Genomic DNA, 21,894 nt, shown 5'->3' with positions numbered 1-21,894 from the left:
TGTTGACTGTTAGTCCGTCATCGCGGGCAAGCCCGGCTCCCACAGGGGTTATTCGTTGTTCTTACAAAATCCGTACGCGCAGCGAGCGGCCCTTGATCTTGCCGTCGTTCAGGCGCTGCAAGGCTTGCTTGGCGATTCCGCGTTCAACGGCCACAAAAGCCTGGAAGTCGAAAATCGCGATCTTGCCCACCTGGGCGCCCGGAATGCCGGCATCACCTGTCAGTGCGCCCAGAATGTCACCCGGACGAACCTTGTCTTTACGGCCGGCGCCGATGCACAGGGTGCTCATCTGCGGCAGCAACGGACCGCCGCCCTGGCTGGTGAGGTTGTCCACCAGGTCCCAGGTCAACGGCGTCTGCTGCAAATGTTCGATGGCTTGGGCGCGCTGCGCTTCGGGCGGTGCGACCAGGCTGATCGCGAGGCCTTTCTCACCGGCGCGACCGGTACGGCCGACGCGGTGGATGTGGATTTCCGAATCGCGGGCCAGTTCGACGTTGATCACCATGTCCAGCGAGTCGATGTCCAGGCCGCGAGCGGCGACGTCGGTGGCTACCAGTACCGAAGTACTGCGGTTGGCGAACATCGCCAGCACCTGGTCGCGGTCACGCTGTTCCAGATCGCCATGCAGGCCGACGGCGGAGATGCCTTTGGCGGTCAGGTGATCGACGGTTTCCTGAACTTGTTGCTTGGTGTAGCAGAAGGCTACGCAGGACGCCGGGCGGAAGTGGCCGAGGACCTTAGTCACGACGCTCATGCGATCTTCCGGGGAGATCTCGTAGAAACGCTGCTCGATCTGGGAGTCGTCGTGGAACGCCTCGGCCTTCACTTGCTGCGGGTTGCGCATGAACTTCGAGGCCAACTGTTTGATGCCCACCGGGTAGGTGGCGGAAAACAGCAGGGTCTGGCGACGCTCCGGAGCCTGCATGATGATCTCTTCGATGGAGTCGTAGAAACCCATGTCGAGCATGCGGTCAGCTTCGTCGAGAATCAGCGTGTTGAGGCCGTGCAGTACCAGCGAACCTTTGCGCAGGTGCTGCTGAATGCGCCCCGGCGTGCCGACGATGATGTGTGCGCCATGCTCCAGCGAAGCGATCTGCGGGCCGAGGGACACGCCGCCGCACAGGGTCAGGACCTTGATGTTGTCTTCGGCACGGGCCAGGCGACGGATTTCCTTGGCGACCTGGTCAGCCAGCTCGCGGGTCGGGCACAGGATCAGCGCCTGGCAACCGAAGTAGCGCGGATTGATCGGGTTCAGCAGGCCGATACCGAAGGCGGCGGTCTTGCCGCTGCCGGTCTTGGCCTGGGCGATCAGGTCCATCCCCTTGAGGATCACCGGCAAGCTTTGCGCCTGGATCGGCGTCATCTGGGCATAACCGAGGGAGTCGAGGTTAGCCAGCATGGCGGCGGACAGCGGCAAAGTATTAAAAGCGGTGGCGATGGTGGTCACGGGACTGGCCTGCAAAACAAAATGTCGCGCAGTGTACCAGTCCGGCTGCCTCAACCTGCAAATTCTGGACGAATAGCCTGTAGCAGCTGCCGAGGCACGAGGCTGCGTCGGGCTGCGAAGCGGCCCCCCGAGGGCGGTCCTGCGGACGCGCAACGCAGCCTCGTGCCTCGGCAGCTGCTACAAGTCAGTGCTCTATATCGTGCTCGCGGCTGACCATCCGTCGTCCGTCTGTTGGTGACAGCTGCGAGAAGATGGTGGCGGCGAGCATTGCCATGATGCCGACGGTCACAAACGTCAGTTGGAACGCGCCCAGAACCGTCTCCACGCCATCGTTGCCGATCTCTGCGGTAAAGCCGCCGAGCAACGCACCGGCGCACGCAACCCCCAGGCTCAGGGACAATTGCGCCACCACCGACAACAGGCTGTTGCCGCTGCTGGCGCTGGCGTCGTCGAGGTCGATCAGGGTCACGGTGTTCATCGCGGTAAATTGCAGCGAGTTGATCGCCCCGAGAATCGCCAGCAGACACAGCAGCAGCCAGTACGGCGTCTGTTCGCTGACCAGGCCCATGCTCGCCAACATGATCCCCAGCGCCAGGGTGTTGCCGGTGAGCACGATGCGATAGCCCAAGCGCTCGATCAGCGGTCGCGCCACCCACTTGGCGATCATCGCTGCAGCAGCCAGCGGCAGCATGCTCATCCCGGCCTGAGACGGCGAGTAACCCAGCGCCACTTGCAGCAGCAACGGCACGAGGAAGGGCAGGGCGCCGCTGCCGAGCCGGGCGAACAGATTGCCGAGAATGCCGACGGCGAAGGTCCGGGTCTTGAACAGCGACGGCGCGAACAGCGGATTGTCGATATGCCCGGCCCGCAACCAGTACGCCGCCAGGCAGGCCATGCCGCCGAACAACAGCAGCATCACCCGCAAGTGAGGCAGGTGCAGTTCGCCCAGGCCTTCCATGGCGATGGTGATCAAAATCATCGCCGCGCCAAACAGCACAAAGCCCAGACTGTCGAAACGGGTGCGCTCGGAGCCACGCAGGTCCGGGATGAATTTCCACACGGCGTAGCAACCGACCAGCCCGACCGGCAGGTTGATCAGAAAGATCCAGTGCCATGTCAGGTATTGCACCATCCAGCCGCCCATGGTCGGGCCGATCAACGGGCCGAGCAGGCCGGGAATGGTGATGAACCCCATGATCCGCACCAGTTCCGAACGCGGGTAGGCGCGCAGTACCACCAGTCGCCCGACCGGCAGCATCAGCGCCCCGCCCAGCCCTTGGATCACTCGAGCGCCGTTCAGCATGGTCAGGCTGCTCGACAGCGCGCAGAGCAATGAGCCGAGACTGAACAACAGGATCGCGCTGAAGAAGATCTTCTTGGTGCCGAAGCGGTCAGCGATCCAGCCAGAGGCGGGGATCAGCAAGGCGACGGTAAGCATGTAGGCGATGATCACGCCCTGCATGCGCAACGGGTCTTCCGCCAGGTCCCGAGCCATGGCCGGCAGGGCGGTGTTGAGGATGGTCCCGTCGAGGGACTGCATGAAAAAAGCAATGGCGACGACCCACGGGATCCAGCGGGCGGTGACAGCGTCGAGAGGTGGGCGGTTGGGCATGGGACCTCTTGCGGGTTTTAGGTGAAACAATCTGCAGAACGATGAAGTCCCGTAGCAGCTGGCGAAGCCTGCGGTCGAGGACGAAGTCCTCGCAAATCGGCCACGGTGTTCCGTCTGTATTACCGTGATTGCTGAACCGGCGAGGACTGCGTCCTCGACCGCAGGCTTCGCCAGCTGCTACAGGGTATTTACAGGGTCAGCGTGAGCTTTTTGACCAGTGCCCCCGGCAGCAACGCCGACGCCGTGGCCCGCTGGCTGTAGGTACTCGCCGACAGCAACAACTCGCGTTCCTCGGTCAATGCTTCCAGCTGCGAACCGAGCAAACTGTAGGCGCTGTCATCAAAACGCATGGTGCTTACCGGTGCCTGAATCTCGCCGTTCTCGACCCAGAACGTCGCAAACCGCGTCATCCCGGTCAGGCGCGCCGCCGGTTGATCCGAGTAGTTCAAGTACCAGAGGTTGCTGATGTACAGGCCGGTGCCCAGTTGTTTGAGGATCTCTGCCTCAGGCAGCGTACCCGCCGCCATGTTCAAGGCACTGGGTGACTCGCCACCGCTGGCGCCATTGGCGGTCAGGCCATACTCCGCCGCGCTGCGGGACCCGACCAATTGCGCACCGGCCTTGCCCTCGACAATCAGCCGCAGATCGCTGCGCGGATAGCCTTCGGCGGAAAACGCCGGGCTCAACGAGCCGCTGACCTGCTCATCCAGCGAGACCTGTGAGCTGAGCGCGTGGTCACCGCCGTAGAGCTTCTGCAACGGACTGCTTTTGCTGGCAATCGACTGCGCCGAAAATCCCCCCCAGCCGAGCATGCCCATGATTTCTTCAAGCGCCGCCGGGGCGAGGTAGGCGCGGTACTGCCCCGGTGCCAAGGTGCGCAATGGTCGACCGAGAAACGCCAGCTGCTCACGTGCCTGCTGGAAGCGCTTGGCGAACCCTTCACTGTTCCAGTCGTGCCCGGCGTAACTGGCTTTCACCGCCTGGCCATTGTCGTGGAACAGGCTGAAATCGAAGTTGAAACTGTTGGCTTGATGCCAGCCAAACGCACCCGACGAACTGGCGAAGCCACGGCTGATCGGGCCTGCCGCGTAGAAACCCACCAGGTCCAGCCCTTCGGCGGCCTCAGTGATTTCGGCAACTACCTGCTCGGTATCCGGCAGCGGATGATCCTGCACATTCTTGCTCTGCCAGCCGTTGTGGTTGAGCAGCAGGTACGGATCCTGCGGCAGCAATGGCAAGGTTTCGCGCAGCTGTTGCAGGCCTTCGGCCAAACGCTGCACGTCAACGTCCGGGTCGCCGGCCAGTGTGATTTCAAGGTCGGCGTGGCGGCCATCGTTGATCAGTTTGAAACCGAGACTCGCCTGCTGCACCTGCCCGGCCTGCCGCACCTTGGCGTGGTTGAAACGCACGAAGGCCGAGGATTCGGCGGCATAGCTGAGGGTGAACTGTTCCGGCTCGCGAATCGCCTCGCGCAGCCACTTGACCAATGCCTTGAACGACTCGGCCTGATTGTTTGACGTACTCATCAGGCGTCTCCTCCAAACACATCTACGTTGCTGAACACACAAGCCGGCGAGGCGTGGCCGACGCGGATCACCTGGTTCGGTTCACCTTTACCGCAGTTGGGTGTGCCCAGGACCTTGAAGGTGCTGGCGTCACCGACGGCGCTGAGGCTTTTCCAGAAGTGCGCGGAAATCGCCCGGTAGTTCGGGTTTTTCACCACGCCTTTGAGCTCACCGTTTTCAATCAACTGCGCCCATTCGCAACCGAACTGGAACTTGTTGCGCGCATCGTCGATGGACCACGATCGATTGGTCGACATCATGATGCCGTGTTCGATATTGCCGATCAGTTGCGCCAGCGGTTGATCGCCGGGTTCGATGTTGAGGTTGGCCATGCGGTCGATCGGCGGGCGGTTCCAGCCGCAGGCGCGGCTGTTGGCGACGCCGTCCATGCCCGCGCGGAACTGCGACAGCGCACCGCCCAATGGACGTAGCAGCAAACCTTCCTTGATCAGGAACTGCTTGCTCGCGGCGGTGCCGTCGTCGTCATGGCCGTAGCTGGCGAGCTGCTCGGGGATGTCCGGGTCGAAGGTCACGTTGAGTAGCTTTGAGCCGTATTGCAGATGGCCGAAATCCTCTGTCTTGACGAAGCTGGTGCCGGCGTAATTACGCTCGTCACCGAGGATGCGGTCCAGCTCCAGCGGGTGGCCGATGGATTCGTGGATCTGCAACATCATCTGGTCGGGCATCAGCAACAGATCACGCGGACCTTGCGGAGTGTTCGGCGCCAGCAGCAATTGCAGCGCCTGATCGGCGACGGTCGGGCCGGCGCCGATCAGGCCGCAACGGCTGATGACATCGGCGCCGCCCTGCTGGCCAAAATTCTCGCGGCCCAGGCTGCGGGTCTGGCTGTCGCTGCCGTCATAGGCGGTGACGTCCAGGCCCGGGTAGACAAAACGCTGGGCCTGACGCAGTTCGGCGCCGGCGCTGTTGAGGTAAATCTGTTCGACGTGGGTGATGCCAATGCTCACCTGCCAGTTCACCAATCGCTCGTCCTTGGGCACGGACGCGGATTCGGCACCGAGCAATTGGTAGCAGTCGCTCAGGGACGGGAAGGGCTGGTCGAGGTTGGGCGAAAAGTAGTCGGCGCGATCACTGGAGACGGGTTGGTCGCGCAGGTCGAGCAACGCGTGGGGCTTGAGCCGGCGGGCTTGTTGTTCGGCTCGGTCCAGGGCTGATTGCAGGCCTTGTTGCGACAGGTCGTTGGTGGCGGCGTAGGCTTCGACGCCGTTGACCCGCACGGTCAACATTGCCCCTTCGTCACGGCTCAGGCTTGGAGGTTCGGCGACGTTCTTGCGCACCGACAGGTATTGGCCAGACTCGCGCACATAACGCAGCGAAAAAAACTCAGCGCCCGTGCGCAAGGCAGCAAAGCGCTGCTTGAGCTGGGGGTGGAAATCGAACATTCGGGAACCTCCTTGGAATGGAGTGGCGGTGTTGCGGTGTTGCGAAGGGGGAGGTGAAACGTTTGCGTGGCGCTAGATTAGGCCTGCGCGGGGGGTAGGATCAAGCTTGGATCGGTGTAGGAAAATATTACCGGGAGAGGTGTGGTGTTTTGGCGGGCCTCATCGCGAGCAAGCTCGGCTCCTACGGGATTGGGGGGATCACAAAATGTGATTCAACCTCGAACCGTAGGAGCTGAGCTTGCTCGCGATGGGCGCACCGCGGTGTAACGGTCTTACTGAGYAGTAGCGCTCACATCACGCAAAGGCTTGCCCTTCACCGGTGCTTCACCCGCCACATAGTAGTTGGCGGTACTGCGCGGCAACGGCTTGCGACCACGAATCTTGTCGGCGATTTTCTCGGCGATCATGATCGTCGGCGCGTTCAGGTTGCCGGTGGTGATGATCGGCATGATCGAGGCATCGACCACACGCAGACCTTGCATGCCATGCACACGGCCTTCGCCATCAACCACGGCCATTTCGTCGGTGCCCATCTTGCACGAGCAGGACGGGTGGAACGCGGTTTCGGCGTGCTCGCGGATGAACGTGTCCAGTTGCTCGTCGGATTGCACGTCGATGCCCGGGCTGATTTCGCGGCCACGGAAAGCGTCGAGAGCCGGCTGTTGCATGATTTCACGGGTCAGGCGGATGCCGTCGCGGAATTCTTGCCAGTCTTGCTCGGTGGCCATGTAGTTGAACAGGATGCTCGGGTACTCGCGCGGATCCTTGGACTTGGCCTGGATGCGGCCACGACTCGGCGAACGCATGGAACCCATGTGCGCCTGGAAACCGTGCTCTTGCACACCGTTGCTGCCGTTGTAGTTAATCGCGACCGGCAGGAAGTGGTACTGGATGTTYGGCCATTCGAATTCCGGACGGGTGCGGATGAAACCACCAGCTTCGAACTGGTTGCTGGCGCCGATGCCGGTGCCGTTGAACAGCCATTCGGCACCGATGGCTGGCTGGTTGTACCAGAGCAGCGACGGGTACAGCGAAACCGGTTGGGTGCAGGCGTATTGCAGGTACAGCTCAAGGTGATCCTGCAGGTTTTCGCCGACGCCTGGCAGGTCGTGGACCACCGGGATGTCGAGCTTGTTGAGCAGTTCGGCCGGGCCGACGCCGGAGCGTTGCAGAATCTGCGGCGAAGCGATGGCGCCGGAGCACAGCAGCACTTCTTTGCGGGCACGGACTTCAACGCGCTCTTCGGCGGCACCGATCAGGTAACGCACGCCAACGGCACGCTTGCCTTCGAACAGGATCTTGTCAGTCAGAGCGTGGGTGACGATGGACAGGGTCGAACGCTTCTTGGCGACGTCCAGGTAACCGCGAGCGGTGGAGGCACGACGACCTTTCGGCGTCACCGTACGATCCATCGGGCCGAAGCCTTCTTGCTGGTAACCGTTCAAGTCTTCAGTGCGCGGGTAACCGGCTTGCACGCCCGCTTCAACCATGGCGTGGAACAGCGGGTTGTTGCCGGCTTTCGGCGTGGTCACGCTGACCGGACCTTCGCCGCCGTGGTAATCGTTCGGGCCGATGTCACGGGTTTCAGCCTTGCGGAAATACGGCAGACAGTTCAGGTAATCCCAGTCTTCCAGCCCTGGCAGTTTCGACCAACCGTCGTAGTCCATCGCGTTGCCGCGGATGTAGCACATGCCGTTGATCAGCGAGGAACCACCGAGGCCCTTGCCGCGACCGCATTCCATCCGGCGACCGTCCATGTAGGGTTCTGGATCGGTTTCGTAGGCCCAGTTGTAGCGACGACCTTGCAGCGGGAATGCCAGGGCGGCCGGCATTTGCGTGCGGAAGTCGAAACGGTAGTCCGGGCCGCCGGCTTCCAGCAGCAGGACAGTGACGCCTTCGTCTTCAGTCAGACGGGTCGCCAGGGTGTCACCGGCCGAACCGGCACCGATGATGATGTAATCGAATTCTTGGGACATTGAATGCACCCTCTTTGAAGTTGGTCAGGTCACCTGTAGCAGCTGCCGAGGYACGASGCTGCGTTGGGTTGCGCAGCGACCCCTTTGAGGGCGGTCCTGCGGACGCGCAACGCAGCGTCGTACCTCGGCAGCTGCTATAGGGTTTTCGGGTGCGCCTTAGAACACCGAGGCGTAATCGCCCAGTTCGACCTGTACCGATTTGATGCGGGTGAAGTTGTTCAGCGAGCTGATGCCGTTCTCACGGCCAACGCCCGACTGCTTGTAACCGCCGACCGGCATCTTGGCGTCGGATTCGCCCCAGGCGTTGATCCAGCAGATACCGGCTTCCAGTTGATGAATCACGCGGTGAGCGCGGTTCAGGTCCTTGGTGACAACGCCAGCGGCCAGGCCGAAGTCGGTGTCGTTGGCGCGACGGATCACTTCTTCTTCGGTTTCGTAAGTCAGGATCGCCATCACCGGGCCGAAGATTTCTTCGCGCACGATGGTCATGTCGTCGGTGCAGTCGGTGAACACGGTCGGGGCCACGAATGCGCCTTTGGCGAATTCGCCGTCGGTCATACGACCGCCGCCGCACAGAACGCGAGCGCCTTCTTCCTTACCTTTGGCGATGTAACCCAGCACGCTTTCCATGTGGGCGAAGCTGACCAGTGGGCCGAAGTTGGTGTTTTCGTCTTCCGGGTTGCCGACGCGGATGCGGGCAACGCGTTCAGCGATCTTGGCTTCGAAAGCGGCTTTCAAGTGGCTCGGTACGAACACGCGAGTGCCGTTGGTGCAGACCTGACCGGAGCTGTAGAAGTTGGCCATCATTGCAGTATCGGCGGCGCGATCGAGGTCGGCGTCGTCGAAAATGATCAGCGGGGACTTGCCGCCCAGTTCCATGGTCACGTCTTTGAGCGACGAGGCAGACGCGCTTGCCATGACCTTCTTGCCGGTGTCGGTGCCGCCGGTGAAGGAGATTTTTTCGATGCGTGGGTGCTCGGTCAGCCAGGTGCCGACTTCACGACCGCTGCCGGTCAGCACGTTGAACACGCCCGCTGGCAGGCCGGCTTCGGTGTAGATCTCGGCCAGTTTCAGGGTGGTCAGCGAGGTGACTTCGCTTGGTTTGAAGATCATCGCGTTACCGGCCGCCAGGGCCGGTGCGGATTTCCACAGGGCGATCTGGATCGGGTAGTTCCACGCGCCGATCCCGGCCACGACGCCCAGCGGCTCGCGACGGGTGTAGACGAATGAAGTGGTGCGCAGCGGGATCTGCTCGCCTTCGATGGCTGGCACCAGGCCTGCGTAGTATTCCAGCACGTCAGCGCCAGTGACGATGTCGACATAGCGGGTTTCGGAGTACGACTTGCCGGTGTCCAGGGTTTCCAGGGCGGCCAGCTCATCGTTGCGCTCGCGCAGGATGTCAACGGCACGACGCAGGATGCGCGAACGCTCCATGGCGGTCATCGCGGCCCAGATTTTCTGGCCCTTTTCGGCACTGACCACAGCGCGCTCGACGTCTGACTGGGTCGCGCGTTGTACTTTTGCGAGGACTTCACCGTTAGCCGGGTTGATGGCTTCGAAAGTGGCGTCGCTGCTGGCGTCACTGTAGCCGCCATCGATGTAGAGTTTTTGCAGTTCGAAACGGGCCATAAAGTCCTCGCAAGTGCATAAGTGGTTGGCGTTGACCACCGGGGCGTGCCGTGAAGCGTTGGCGGCGCTGGCCAGTGGCGGTTCGGGGGTTGAGCGTTTATGTGTGCTCTAACTCACCCGCTTGGCCAGTTGGGTATCCATGTATTCGTAAGCGATCTGAAGCGCCTGCCCGGTGTCGAAAGCGTCTCCCGACAACGCGCCGCGCAACCACAACCCGTCAATCAGGGCTGCGAGGCCGCGGGCTGCAGTGCGCGCATCATCGAGCGGCAATACGCGGCGGAACTCGCAGCACAGGTTGGAATACAGACGGTGATCGTTGATCCGCTGCAACCTGTGCAAAGACGGCTGGTGCATGCTGGTAGCCCAGAAGGCCAACCAGGTTTTCATTGCCGGGCCATTGACCTGGCTGGCGTCGAAGTTGCCTTCGATGATCACCTGCAGATGCGCCCGTGGGCTGTCATCTGCCAGCGCCTGACGGCGCAAGGTGACGCTCTCGCTGAGGGCGGTCATCAGATACCGCATCGTGGCGGCAATCAGGCCATTCTTGTCCTGAAAATAGTGACTGATGATGCCATTCGAGACACCGGCCAAACGGGCGATCAGCGCAATGCTGGCGTCCCCCATGCCGACTTGATCGACGGCCTGCAACGTGGCTTCGATCAATTGCTGGCGGCGGATGGGTTGCATACCGACCTTGGGCATCTTGCACATCTCCTTAGGCCTTCCGGTGGACGTCAAACGGCTACCGGATTGAGGGCCAGTCTATTTTGTTTTGATTGAACGTTCAATCAACAAAGAATAAGATCTGCGACAAATCGTCGCTGCCTGCGTTTTTTCCTACGTGTAGCTGGCGAAAAAACGACATTCGAAAATGCTCGAAACCTACGCGCTCTGGCGCTCTTGGGGTTTCGGGCTTTTTTCGGGGTGTCTTTATATCACCCACTGGTCGGCTGCCAACTAACCGATTGGTCGGGTATCGCGTTGCCTTGTGTTCTTCTCTCGCACTTGCTGGAGCATCTGTGCCATGAGTTCTGCCTCTCTTATAAAGACCCCACCCGATAAGGTGACGGTCAACGGTTGGGTGTTCTACACCTCTACCGCGTTGATCCTGTTGTTGACCGCCATTCTGATCATCGCCCCGCAAGAGGCCGGCAGATTGCTCGGTATTGCTCAGGCCTGGTTGTCCCGCAGCTTCGGCTGGTACTACATGGTGGTGATCGCCGCTTACCTCGTGTTCGTGGTGGGCCTGGCGTTTTCGTCGTACGGCAAGCTCAAACTGGGCAGCAAGGACGACACCCCGGACTTCAGCTACGGTGCCTGGGCGGGGATGCTGTTCTCGTCGGGTATCGGCATCTCGCTGTTGTACTTCGGTGCGTCCGAGCCGCTGGACCACTACTTCAACCCGCCCGAAGGCGTGGCCGCCAGCAACATGGCCGCGCGTCAGGCTGTTCAGCTGACGTTCCTGCACTGGGGCCTGCATGGCTGGGCGATCTACGCACTGGTCGGTCTGGCCGTTGCTTACTTTGCTTACCGTCACAACCAGCCGCTGGCGTTGCGTTCGGCGTTGTATCCGCTGGTGGGCGAGCGTTGGGTCAAAGGCGCGGCCGGTCATGCGGTGGACGGCTTTGGCATGTTCGTGACCCTGCTGGGGCTGGTGACGAACCTGGGGATTGGTTCGTTGCAAGTGTCGTCGGGCCTGGAAAACCTGTTCGGCATGGAGCACAGCAACACCAACCTGCTGATCGTGATCATCGTGATGAGCACTGTGGCGACCATCGCTGCCGTGTCGGGCGTGGAAAACGGCATCCGCCGTCTGTCCAACCTGAACATCGTGCTGTTCAGCGGCCTGCTGATTTTCGTGCTGCTGTTCGGCCCGACATTGCACCTGCTCAACGGTTTTGTGCAGAACGTCGGTGACTACCTGAACGGCGTAGTGCTGAAGACCTTCGACCTTTACGTGTACGAAGGCGACAGTGAGAAGTCCGACCGCTGGCTGGGTCTGTGGACCTTGTTCTACTGGGCGTGGTGGATTTCCTGGGCCCCATTCGTCGGCATGTTCATCGCACGTATTTCCCGTGGTCGCACCGTGCGCGAGCTGGTGGCCGGCGTGCTGCTGATTCCACTGGGTTTCACTCTGGCATGGCTGTCGATCTTCGGTAACTCGGCCCTGGACCTGGTGATGAACCATGGGGCGGTGGAGCTCGGGAAGACGGCGCTCGAACAGCCGTCCATGGCGATCTACCAATTGCTTGAGCATTATCCGGCGTCGAAAGTGGTGATCGGTGTGTCTATCTTTGTCGGTTTCGTGCTGTTCCTGACCCCGGCGGATTCCGGCGCGGTGATGATGGCCAACCTTTCCTGCAAGGGCGGTAATGTCGACGAAGATGCGCCGCACTGGTTGCGAATCTTCTGGTCGGCGGTGATCACGCTGGTGACCATCGGCTTGCTGTTTGCCGGTAACTTCGAAGCCATGCAAACCATGGTGGTGCTGGCCGGTCTGCCATTCTCGGTGGTGCTGGTGTTCTTCATGTTCGGCTTGCACAAGGCCATGCGCCAGGACGTGCAGATCGAACAGGAGCAAGCGGAGCTGGCTGCACGCGGTCGTCGTGGTTTCACCGAGCGTTTGACTCAGTTGGACCTGCAACCTAGCCAGTCGATCGTTCAGCGCTTCATGGACAAGCACGTCAGCCCGGCATTGGAAGATGCGACGGCGCAACTGCGTACGCAAGGTCTGCAAGTGCAAACCATGCTCGGTAAATCCAAGCGTTGCATGGGCGTTCGGGTCGAGATGGAGGAGGGCAATCCGTTTGTCTACGAAGTCAGCCTGGATGGCTATCTGGCTACGCCAACCGAGTCGGCCCAGTCCGATGAGACACGCCAGCGCTACTACCGCGCCGAGGTGTACCTGCACAACGGCAGCCAGGACTATGACTTGATGGGTTTCACTCAGGATCAGATCACCCGCGACGTGCTCGATCAGTTTGAAAGCCATCGGCAACTCCTTGGCCGGGTTTATAGCTGAGTAGCAAGATGATCGTTCCTGCTCGCTGCGCAGGAACACAAAGGGGCTCATAGAGCCCCTTTTTTGTGTCTGATCGTTCCCACGCTCTGCGTGGGAATGCCACCTGTGACGCTCCGCGTCACGCCCGTAATGGAACGCGGAGCGTTCCGGGCTTCATTCCCACGCGGAGCGTGGGAATGATCACGCCGCGATCCTCTCGCGGCGTTTATGTGTCTGCTGACTTATCCCAGGTTCTTGCCGAGCAACGCGTGATACAGCTCGCTGTCACCCAGAATCCCGACCACTTTGTTGTTGTCATGCAGCACCAGCTTGTTGCCGGTCTGGTAGCGAATCTGCAGCGCATCGCGCATGCCGATGTTCGAGTCCACCAGCGTCGGCCGACGCCCCAAGCCTTCTACCGCTTGCCCTGGAATCCAGTTTTGCAGGTCAAGGTTCGCGCCGTTCTGGCGAGCGCCCTTGATGGTGTTGCCTTCAGCCAGGTCCAGCCACGAATCGCCACCCGGATCCAGGCACACCGAACCGTTGATGCGCTTGCAGTTGTCCAGCGTGCGCATCAGGCTGCGACCGCACAACACGTTGAGCGGATTGGTGTGGGCCACGAACGTGCGCACGTAATCGTCCGCCGGGTTCAACACGATCTCTTCGGGCTTGCTGTACTGGATGATCCGGCCGTCTTTCATGATTGCAATACGGCTGCCGAGCTTGAGCGCTTCATCGAGGTCGTGACTCACGAACACGATGGTCTTGTGCAACTTGCGTTGCAGTTCCAGCAGTTCGTCTTGCAGGCCCTGGCGGATAAGCGGGTCGAGTGCCGAGAACGGTTCGTCCATCAACAGAATGTCAGCGTCCATCGCCAAGGCGCGGGCCAGGCCGACACGTTGCTGCATACCGCCGGAGAGCTCGTCGGGTTTCTTGTTGCGCCACTGGGTCAGGCCCACCAGCTCCAGCTTGTCGTCTACCAGTTTGCGGCGTTCTTTCTCCGGGCGACCCTGCATTTCCAGACCGAAACTGATGTTCTCGCGCACTGTCAGCCAAGGCATCAGGGCGAATTTCTGGAACACCATCGCAATGCGCTTGGTGCGCATCATTTTCAGTTCTGCCGGGGTGCAGGAAGCAATGTCGATCTGCTTGCCTTCGTGCTCGACGAACAACTTGCCACGGCTGACGGTGTTGAGGCCGTTGATGCAACGCAGCAGGCTGGATTTGCCGGACCCGGACAGGCCCATCAGCACGCAGATTTCGCCTTTCTCGATGTCCAGGCTGGCTTTTTCAACGCCGACGATCTGCCCGGTTTTTTTCAGGATCTGGTCGCGGGTCATGCCTTGGTCGAGAAGCTTGAGCGCCTCGCGCGGGTCTTTGGAGAAGATTACGTCGACGTCTTCAAAGCGAATAATGCTCATGCGTCACCCCCTACTTTAGCGTCGGGTTGTTTGCAGATACGGTCGAGCATGATCGCCAGCAATACGATCGCCAGGCCCGCTTCAAAGCCCAGGGCGATATCGGCAGTGTTCAGTGCGTTGACCACGGGTTTGCCCAGGCCATCGGCGCCCACCAGTGCCGCAATCACCACCATCGACAGCGACAGCATGATGCACTGGGTGATACCGGCCGCGATGCTTGGCATGGCGTGGGGCAGTTCGATCCGTGAGAGCAATTGACGGCGCGAGCAGCCGAAGGCTTTGCCGGCGTCCATCAGTTCTTGCGGGACATCGCGGATGCCCAGGTAGGTCAGGCGGATCGGCGCGGCAATCGCAAACACCACCGTGGAGATCAGGCCTGGCACCACACCCAGCCCGAAGAGGGTCAGGGTAGGAATGAGGTAAACGAAGGTCGGTACGGTCTGCATCAGATCGAGTACCGGACGCATTAAAGTGTAGAACATTGGTTTGTGCGCGGCGACGATGCCCAGCGGCACGCCGATGACCACGCAGACCAGGGTGGCAAACAACACCTGGGCGAGGGTTTCCATGGTTTCCTGCCAGTACCCCAGGTTGAGGATCAGCAGGAAGGAGGCGATGACGAAAACCGTCAGCCCCCACTTGCGTTGAATGAAGTGGGCCAGTAGCGCGATGAGGCCGATCAATGCCAGCGGGTTGAACCAGGTCAGCGCAAACGTCACGCCGTGGATCATTGTTTCCAGTGTCAGGGCGATTGCGTCGAAGGTGCTGGCGCCGTGTTGCGTCAACCATTCGACGAAGCCTGCGATGTACTGGCCTAAAGGTATTTTCTGATCAATCAGCATGGTAGTGAACGTCCGCATGCAAGGAAATAAACAGCCCGGACGGCGTACGCCGCCCGGCATAAACGGTGCTCCCTAATTCAAGGCGTCAGTTTGGCTTTCACGGCCTCCAGGCCAGGTTTACCGTCAATGGTGGTCACGCCAGCGAGCCAGGTATCGAGCACCTGTGGATTCTTTTTAAGCCAGGCCTTTGCGGCCGCGTCAGGCTTCATCTTGTCGTCCAGGATGTTGCCCATCAGTTCACTTTCCATGTCGACGGTGAACTCCAGGTTTTTCAACAGAGTCCCCACGTTGCCGCATTCCTGGGCATAGCCCTTGCGGGTGTTGGTTGCCACGGTGGCGGCACCGAAGTCGGGGCCGAAGAAGTCGTCACCACCGGTCAGGTATTGAATCTTGAAGCGCTTGTTCATAGGGTGCGGCGCCCAGCCGAGGAAGACCACGGCGGTGTCGCGTTTCTGTGCGCGGTCGACCTGGGACAGCATGCCGGCTTCGCTGGACTCGACGACTTTGAAGCCGGCGGTCTTGAGACCGAAGGCGTYCTTGTCGATCATGCTCTGGATCAGACGGTTACCGTCGTTGCCAGGCTCGATGCCGTAGATCTTGCCGTCGAGCTCTTTCTTGAATTTGGCGATGTCGGCGAAGTCATGCAGACCCTTGTCATACAGGGCTTGAGGTACGGCGAGGGTGTACTTGGCACCCTTGAGGTTGGTGCGCACAGTTTCCACGGTGCCGGCATCGCGGTAGGCCTTGATGTCGTTTTCCATGGTCGGCATCCAGTTACCGAGGAACACGTCCATGTTCTTGCCGTCGGCCAGGGACTTGTAGGTCACGGGCACGGAAATCATGGTGGTCTTGGTCTTGTAGCCGAGAGCGTTGAGCACGACGCTGGTGGTGGCGGTTGTCGCGGTAATGTCGGTCCAGCCGACATCGGAGAAGTTTACGGTGCTGCACTGAGCGGGTTCAGCAGCTTGAGCCAGTAACGGCAGACTCAGCATGGCGGCCAACAACAACGACGGGGAACCTTTCATGGATGGACTCCTTGGTGTTTTTTTTGGCAGTGTTCCGACTGGACCACCGCACTTATAGGTTGCGGTTGGATGGCGTTTTGGAGACAGCTCTACCCCGGCGCCTTGCAATCGAGTCGATACGATCATGTACCACTGAAAATCTGACGCCTACAGGGTGCGTCGTATCCAGTACAGGGATGGTCGCATCCAGTGTCGGTGACGTCGTTTACAGCTTTTTTCAGCCCTCTTTCCCCCTCTGATCCGCAAAAAAACGGCGAAAACGCGACGTAAAAGACACGCGGCGTTAGTGAGCATGAGTGCGTCGGTGTGAGACGTCGAACAACCTGGCAAAAGCTTGATGATGCGGCCATCTCGGCGGATTGCAGCTTGAGCGTAGCAGCTCCGCCACTGGGCGCTTTTGCGTCTGGAGTCGGCACATCCAGGAGTTCGGCAGTCATGGCTATCAGTGTTTTCGACCTGTTCAAAATCGGCATCGGCCCTTCCAGTTCGCACACCGTGGGGCCGATGCGGGCCGCCGCGCTGTTTGTTGAATCGCTGCGTGACAAGCATTTGCTGGAGCAAGTACGGCGTGTCGAAGTCCAGTTGTACGGTTCGCTGTCAGCTACCGGCATTGGTCACGGCAGCGACAACGCGGTGATCATGGGCCTGATGGGCGAGTGGCCGGACGCAATCGACCCGTCGCAAATCGGCATCCGTATCGAAACCCTGCGCGAAACCCACATGTTGCTACTCGATGGTCGCTTGTCGGTGCCCTTCATCTGGGCCCGGGACATGCGCCTGATCGACGAAAACCTGCCGTTCCACCCCAATGCCATGACCCTGATTGTCGAAGGCGATCACGGCGAGTTGCATCGCGACACCTACTATTCCGTCGGCGGTGGTTTTGTCGTGGATGAAGCCCAGGCATCCAGTGGCGTGGTCGATCTTGACCGCACCGTGTTGCCGTACGATTTCTCCAGCGCCGCCGAGCTGTTGGAACTGTGCAAAAAGCACGATCTGCGGGTGGCTGAACTGATGATGGYCAACGAGAAAGTGTGGCGCAGTGAAGAAGAAATTCGCGCCGGCCTGATGACGCTGTGGCGCGCCATGCAAGATTGTGTCGACCAGGGCCTCAAGCACGAAGGCATCCTGCCTGGCGGCCTCAATGTGCGTCGTCGCGCTGCCAAGTTGCACCGCAGCTTGCAGGAGTTGGGTAAACCCAACGTGATCGGCTCGACCTTGAGCGCCATGGAGTGGGTCAACCTGTTCGCCCTGGCGGTCAACGAAGAAAACGCCGCCGGCGGCCGCATGGTCACGGCACCGACCAACGGTGCGGCGGGGATCATTCCGGCGGTATTGCATTACTTCATGAAATTCAGCGAGGCGGTGACCGACGCCAATGTCGTCGACTACTTCCTTGGTGCCGCAGCGGTCGGGATCTTGTGCAAAAAGAACGCTTCGATCTCCGGCGCCGAAGTCGGTTGCCAGGGCGAAGTCGGCTCGGCCTGCGCCATGGCGGCGGCCGGGTTGGCGGAGATTCTCGGCGCTACGCCGGAACAGCTGTGCAACGCTGCCGAGATCGGCCTGGAGCATAACCTCGGCCTGACCTGCGATCCGGTGGGCGGGTTGGTGCAAGTGCCGTGCATCGAGCGCAACGCGATTGCCGCGGTGAAAGCGATCAACGCGGCGCAGATGGCCCTGCGTGGTGATGGTCAGCACTTCATTTCGCTGGACCGGGTGATTCGCACCATGCGTGATACCGGCGCCGATATGCATGACAAATATAAAGAGACTTCGCGCGGTGGGTTGGCGGTGAGCGCGGTTGAGTGCTGAGACCGAGTAGACCCAATCGCGAGCAAGCTTGCTCCTACAGGTTTGATGTCGATCACGAGATATGGGCACGCCGAGCTTCTGTAGGAGCAACGCTTGCTCGCGATAGCTGTAGACCAGTCAAAACTGCGCGCTAAATGAACACCTGCACCCAAACACGCCACGTTTTGGAGCGTCGCTTATAGATAAGCGGCGTTGCCAAACCCAGGGATCCAAACCGGCCCTGACCGCCCGTCACCCGTGCTTGCGGTGACACTCTCTCGCAGCACATCGCAGCCCTGTTCCCACAAGTGCTACCGATTTGCTCACGCCCAACAGGGCCGAGCGTTTGCCGTCGATAATGGCACTTGTATCCGCCCTTCGCTGCGCAGCTTATATAGACATGCCGCGACGTCGTTTTCAGGAGTTATTGAACGCACATTCAAAAATAGGCATGGCAATTGCTCTGTCATTACAAAGCCCGTCTCCCACGCGAGAACGATGGCAATAAAAAGAGCCTCCGCCTGAGGCCATCACCCGCTTTGTGTGAGGAGATACCGCGATGACGACGTTCAACTCCGGGGCCCAACCCCAGAACCGTGCGCCTCAATCCATCGGCTTTTTGCTGCTGGACAATTTCACGCTGATTTCTCTGGCCTCTGCCGTAGAACCCCTGCGCATGGCCAACCAATTGTCCGGTCGCGAGCTGTATCGCTGGACCACAATCACCGTCGACGGCGGCCAGGTCTGGGCCAGTGACGGCTTGCAGATCACCCCCGACTGCTCCATGCACAAAGCGCCCGCCCTGGACACCATCATCGTTTGCGGCGGTATCGGTATCCAACGCACTGTCACCCGAGAGCACGTGTCATGGCTGCAAAGCCAGGCGCGTCAGTCGCGTCGTCTTGGCGCCGTCTGCACCGGCAGTTGGGCCCTGGCGTGCGCCGGCCTGCTGGACGGTTTTGATTGCAGCGTGCACTGGGAATGCCTGGCTTCGATGCAGGAAGCGTTCCCGCGTGTGGCCATGAGCACGCGCCTGTTCACCCTGGACCGTAACCGTTTCACCAGCTCCGGCGGCACCGCGCCACTGGACATGATGCTGCACCTGATCAGCCGCGATCACGGGCGTGAACTGTCCGCCGCGATCTCGGAAATGTTTGTCTATGAACGTATCCGCAACGAGCAGGACCACCAGCGCGTGCCGCTCAAGCACATGCTCGGGACCAATCAACCAAAGTTGCAGGAAATCGTTGCGCTGATGGAAGCCAACCTCGAAGAGCCGATCGACCTCGACGAACTGGCGGTGTATGTCGCCGTTTCGCGTCGTCAGCTGGAGCGGTTGTTCCAGAAATACCTGCACTGCTCGCCATCGCGCTACTACCTGAAGCTGCGCCTGATCCGTGCCCGGCAGTTGCTCAAGCAAACGCCGATGTCGATCATCGAAGTGGCGTCGGTGTGTGGCTTTGTTTCCACGCCGCACTTCTCCAAGTGCTACCGCGAATACTTCGGCATTCCACCACGTGACGAGCGCGTCGGTTCCAACACCACGCAACAGGTGGCGATGATGCCGCTGCCGCAAGCTCTGGTGTTGTCGCCGTTGTCCGGCCCGTTGTCTGCGCTGAGTCAGGCGCGTAACGAGTCGACGTTTGCCAGTGTGAGGCTCTAAACCGAGGCGCGTCCTTCGCGAGCAAGCCCGCTCCCACATTCGACCGCGTTCTTTCAGAAGGAATACGGTCGAATGTGGGAGCGGGCTTGCTCGCGAAGGCGGTTTGTCAGGTTCGATGGTTCTGCTGATACTCCGCCAAGGCTGGCAGCAATTGCCTGTCGATCGCCTGGCGCACGGCCGGCAGGATGGTCGCGCTGCTGGTGTACATCTGCTTGACCATGGTGCGTAGCGTATTTGCCCGCTCATTGTTCAAACCTCGTACCGCACACTCGCAAGCCTGTTCGGCTGTAGAGCCGCTCGGGACTTGAAAACCCAATGACTTCAGCTGGCCCAACAGATCTTCCTGGTCAATCAAATCGGCGTGCATCATGACGCAATCCTTCTTCAGGGAACGGTGTCTTGGCTCGATTCTCGTAGGGGGATGAAGTGGCGGCAAGGGCGATTTGTCGCAATGGCCGCAATACCTATGAACAGGTCGTTTTCGGCTAACTTGCCCGACTCGGGAGTGGGCACACTGGACCCAGCTCGCTTCACGAAGGTTTGGTCACCCTCGCGCAACGGCTCCTCAACAGTACCCTCCTCAGCTCCGATCTTGTCACGGCTTGATCGGGGTTTTTTTTGCCTGTGAATCAGGGATTTGCGCGGTGTTTGTACTGGCACCATCGCGGGCAAGCCTTGCTCCTGCAAGGGCGGGCTTGAACCCATATCCTGTAGGAGCAAGGCTTGCCCGCGATGAACGATGACGCGGTCTAACGTTGCAACACCAGAATGCGCGACAACAATTCATCCCGGTCGACATAGCAACCCTGGAAATGCCGGGCGCCGGTAGCGGGATCAAACGCATTGCGGGCGTGGAGGGTGCGGCGATTGTCGAAGCACCACAGCTCACCGGGATTGAGCCTTTGCATCAGCCGGAATCTCGGCTCACGAGTCATCGCGATAAAGCGCCGGTAGACCTGGTAGAGCTTGGGCATTTGCTCCACCGAAGCATCGAACGGCCCGCGCAAAAAGTTCGCCATGCGGATTTCCGATACGTGCCCGAGCGCATTCAGCGCGATGATCGGCGCCAGGCAGCGATAGTCGCTGTGACGGTCCTTGTTGCGAAATTCCACGGGGATTTCGCACAGGCTCCGGAACGCATCGGGGTCCTCCTGGCGCAAGGCCTCGGCGATGGCAAACCCGTCGACAAAAATGCTCTCGCCGCCCTCGGCGTCATTGACCAGGCAATGCAGAAATTGCAGCCCCGGTTGCAGCTCCCGTGTCGGCAGATCGCTGTGCAATGGCAGGTTGAAAGCGGTGTAGGCGTTGCTGTCGGCATCGGCCTTGGATTGCACATTGAACAACACGCCGAAATTGCTTTCGCGGATGAACGATATGCGCTGGGCTATTGGCTTCAATGAGCCCGGCTCGGTGGGTACGCCACGAACTTGAGTCAAACCGATGTCGCGCACCGCCAGCAGCCATTGCAGCAGGGCGTCGTTGTCGTTCATCAACGCCTGATACTCGAACACCGGTAACTGCAAATCGTGGTGCCAAAGCCTGGCTTTGGGTTTGCCGGCCTGCCGCTCGGCGCGGGACTCGTCGTCATAGGCGTGGGCGCGTAACCAGCCGGGGTCGAAGCGGCTGAAGTGGCCGTCCTGCCAATCGACGCACAGGCAACCTTGGGCATCGATGATCGCCCCGCTGGGCATCAGGTTTTCGGCGACATCAACGATCTCCAGCACTTGCTCACGGGTCACGGTGTAGACGCATTGCGGGCACGGGCAGTTGTCCCGCAACCATTGGTGATGAAAGGGGCTGACGCGTTCATCGGCCCACTTCACCAGTACACGATCCGCCACGGCCTGCACGCCAGCCAGCGCGCTGATCAACGGATAAGTACGGAAGTCGGCAAAAGCAGTGGCGGTGTTCAATGGCGATCTCCTTGTTATTTTTTTGGGGGTAATGCGATCACTCGGCCAATGTATTCGGGGGTGGGCAATTCTTCCTGGTCGGCGACGATGGCTTGCAGCTTGCTCAGCGACAGTTCGCTGAACGGTGCGGATCGCGGCCCGGCAAGGTCGACGTGAAGCAGCATCTGCTCGTTACCGGCCAGTTCCTTGTCATCGCCCACGAGATGAAGGCTGTGATAGAGGTGCAGGCGTTTGCTGTCGTGGCCAATGATTTGCGTATGCACCTCGACATCGGCGTCGAGCTTCACTTCGTGCAGGTAATTGAGGTGCAGTTCCAGGGTGAACAGCGAGTGGCCGCTGGCGTCGCGGCTGTTGCTGTCGAGCCCGAGGCGGTCCATCAGTGCATCGGTGGCGTAGCTGAAAATCAGCAGGTAGAAGGCATCGCGCAGATGGCCGTTGTAATCGACCCAGTCGGGGATGATGCGGGTTTGGTAGGTGGTCAAGGCAGGCATTGTTTTGGTTCCAACATAAGTGGTGACTGGACTGCCGCCTTCGCGGGCAAGCCCGCTCCCACAGTGATTATTGGTGTGAAGCAGCCCGCTCCCACAGTGATTATTGGTGTGAAGC

The 21,894-nt window shown here is 60.3% G+C and carries 16 protein-coding genes; 3 read left to right on the top strand and 13 right to left on the bottom strand.

Annotation, left to right across the window (positions count from 1 at the left end; genetic code table 11):
- Positions 1 to 61: 61 nt before the first annotated feature.
- The 7 genes from dbpA to betI form a co-directional block, all read right to left on the bottom strand.
- Positions 62 to 1,399 carry an ATP-dependent RNA helicase DbpA gene (gene dbpA, locus AC1D2P_RS09370; protein WP_442963204.1) on the bottom strand — a complete coding sequence of 446 codons (1,338 nt, stop codon included), beginning with the start codon at positions 1,397 to 1,399 and terminating at the stop codon, positions 62 to 64.
- Between the two features lie 232 nt (positions 1,400 to 1,631).
- Complete coding sequence (mdtD, locus tag AC1D2P_RS09365) at positions 1,632 to 3,059, bottom strand: multidrug transporter subunit MdtD (protein ID WP_109785597.1); 1,428 nt, start codon at positions 3,057 to 3,059, stop codon at positions 1,632 to 1,634.
- 188 nt (positions 3,060 to 3,247) lie between these two features.
- Positions 3,248 to 4,585: a TldD/PmbA family protein gene (locus AC1D2P_RS09360; protein WP_109785596.1), complete on the bottom strand. Its 1,338-nt coding sequence runs from the start codon at positions 4,583 to 4,585 to the stop codon at positions 3,248 to 3,250.
- Entirely contained in the window at positions 4,585 to 6,027 is a 1,443-nt protein-coding gene (locus AC1D2P_RS09355; RefSeq protein ID WP_077431135.1) for a TldD/PmbA family protein, read from the bottom strand. The genes AC1D2P_RS09360 and AC1D2P_RS09355 overlap by 1 nt, the downstream gene beginning before the upstream one ends.
- Positions 6,028 to 6,299: 272 nt before the next feature.
- Positions 6,300 to 8,003, bottom strand: coding sequence for a choline dehydrogenase (gene betA / locus AC1D2P_RS09350; RefSeq protein WP_477811403.1), 1,704 nt, complete (start codon positions 8,001 to 8,003; stop codon positions 6,300 to 6,302).
- Between the two features lie 156 nt (positions 8,004 to 8,159).
- Positions 8,160 to 9,632, bottom strand: coding sequence for a betaine-aldehyde dehydrogenase (gene betB / locus AC1D2P_RS09345; RefSeq protein WP_109785594.1), 1,473 nt, complete (start codon positions 9,630 to 9,632; stop codon positions 8,160 to 8,162).
- A 108-nt stretch (positions 9,633 to 9,740) separates the two neighbouring features.
- On the bottom strand, positions 9,741 to 10,334 hold the full coding sequence (gene betI, locus AC1D2P_RS09340) for a transcriptional regulator BetI (RefSeq protein ID WP_046029836.1): 594 nt from the start codon (positions 10,332 to 10,334) through the stop codon (positions 9,741 to 9,743).
- Between the two features lie 379 nt (positions 10,335 to 10,713).
- Between betI and AC1D2P_RS09335 the strand changes: the two genes are divergently transcribed.
- Positions 10,714 to 12,654, top strand: coding sequence for a BCCT family transporter (locus AC1D2P_RS09335; protein ID WP_223523092.1), 1,941 nt, complete (start codon positions 10,714 to 10,716; stop codon positions 12,652 to 12,654).
- Between the two features lie 221 nt (positions 12,655 to 12,875).
- On the opposite strand, the gene choV is transcribed toward AC1D2P_RS09335, so the two are convergent.
- From choV to AC1D2P_RS09320, 3 genes are all read right to left on the bottom strand, one after another.
- The gene (gene choV, locus AC1D2P_RS09330; protein ID WP_046029840.1) at positions 12,876 to 14,054 is read right to left on the bottom strand and encodes a choline ABC transporter ATP-binding protein; all 1,179 of its coding nucleotides are present in this window, start codon (positions 14,052 to 14,054) and stop codon (positions 12,876 to 12,878) included.
- Positions 14,051 to 14,896 (bottom strand): choline ABC transporter permease subunit, encoded by an 846-nt coding sequence (choW, locus tag AC1D2P_RS09325; protein WP_046030058.1) that lies wholly within the window; start codon positions 14,894 to 14,896, stop codon positions 14,051 to 14,053. Before choW ends, choV begins: the two co-directional genes overlap by 4 nt.
- Positions 14,897 to 14,973: 77 nt before the next feature.
- Positions 14,974 to 15,921, bottom strand: a complete 948-nt coding sequence (locus AC1D2P_RS09320) for a choline ABC transporter substrate-binding protein (RefSeq protein WP_477811402.1) — start codon at positions 15,919 to 15,921, stop codon at positions 14,974 to 14,976.
- Positions 15,922 to 16,356: 435 nt separating this feature from the next.
- Between AC1D2P_RS09320 and AC1D2P_RS09315 the strand changes: the two genes are divergently transcribed.
- Positions 16,357 to 17,733, top strand: a complete 1,377-nt coding sequence (locus tag AC1D2P_RS09315) for an L-serine ammonia-lyase (RefSeq protein ID WP_477811401.1) — start codon at positions 16,357 to 16,359, stop codon at positions 17,731 to 17,733.
- A gap of 538 nt (positions 17,734 to 18,271) precedes the next feature.
- A complete protein-coding gene (gbdR, locus tag AC1D2P_RS09310; RefSeq protein ID WP_046029844.1) occupies positions 18,272 to 19,375 on the top strand; it encodes a choline metabolism transcriptional regulator GbdR in 1,104 nt (367 codons plus the stop codon).
- A gap of 106 nt (positions 19,376 to 19,481) precedes the next feature.
- Here the strand turns inward: gbdR and AC1D2P_RS09305 are convergent, their stop codons facing one another.
- The 3 genes from AC1D2P_RS09305 to AC1D2P_RS09295 form a co-directional block, all read right to left on the bottom strand.
- Positions 19,482 to 19,745 (bottom strand): hypothetical protein, encoded by a 264-nt coding sequence (locus tag AC1D2P_RS09305; RefSeq protein ID WP_109785592.1) that lies wholly within the window; start codon positions 19,743 to 19,745, stop codon positions 19,482 to 19,484.
- A 379-nt stretch (positions 19,746 to 20,124) separates the two neighbouring features.
- Positions 20,125 to 21,288, bottom strand: coding sequence for a gamma-butyrobetaine dioxygenase (locus AC1D2P_RS09300; RefSeq protein WP_109785591.1), 1,164 nt, complete (start codon positions 21,286 to 21,288; stop codon positions 20,125 to 20,127).
- A gap of 14 nt (positions 21,289 to 21,302) precedes the next feature.
- Positions 21,303 to 21,779, bottom strand: coding sequence for a thioesterase family protein (locus AC1D2P_RS09295; protein ID WP_046029849.1), 477 nt, complete (start codon positions 21,777 to 21,779; stop codon positions 21,303 to 21,305).
- Between the last annotated feature and the right edge of the window lie 115 nt (positions 21,780 to 21,894).

It is taken from the genome of Pseudomonas sp. P1_F1_2, assembly GCF_056405815.1.
This window is presented reverse-complemented; position numbering and strand designations above follow the sequence as displayed.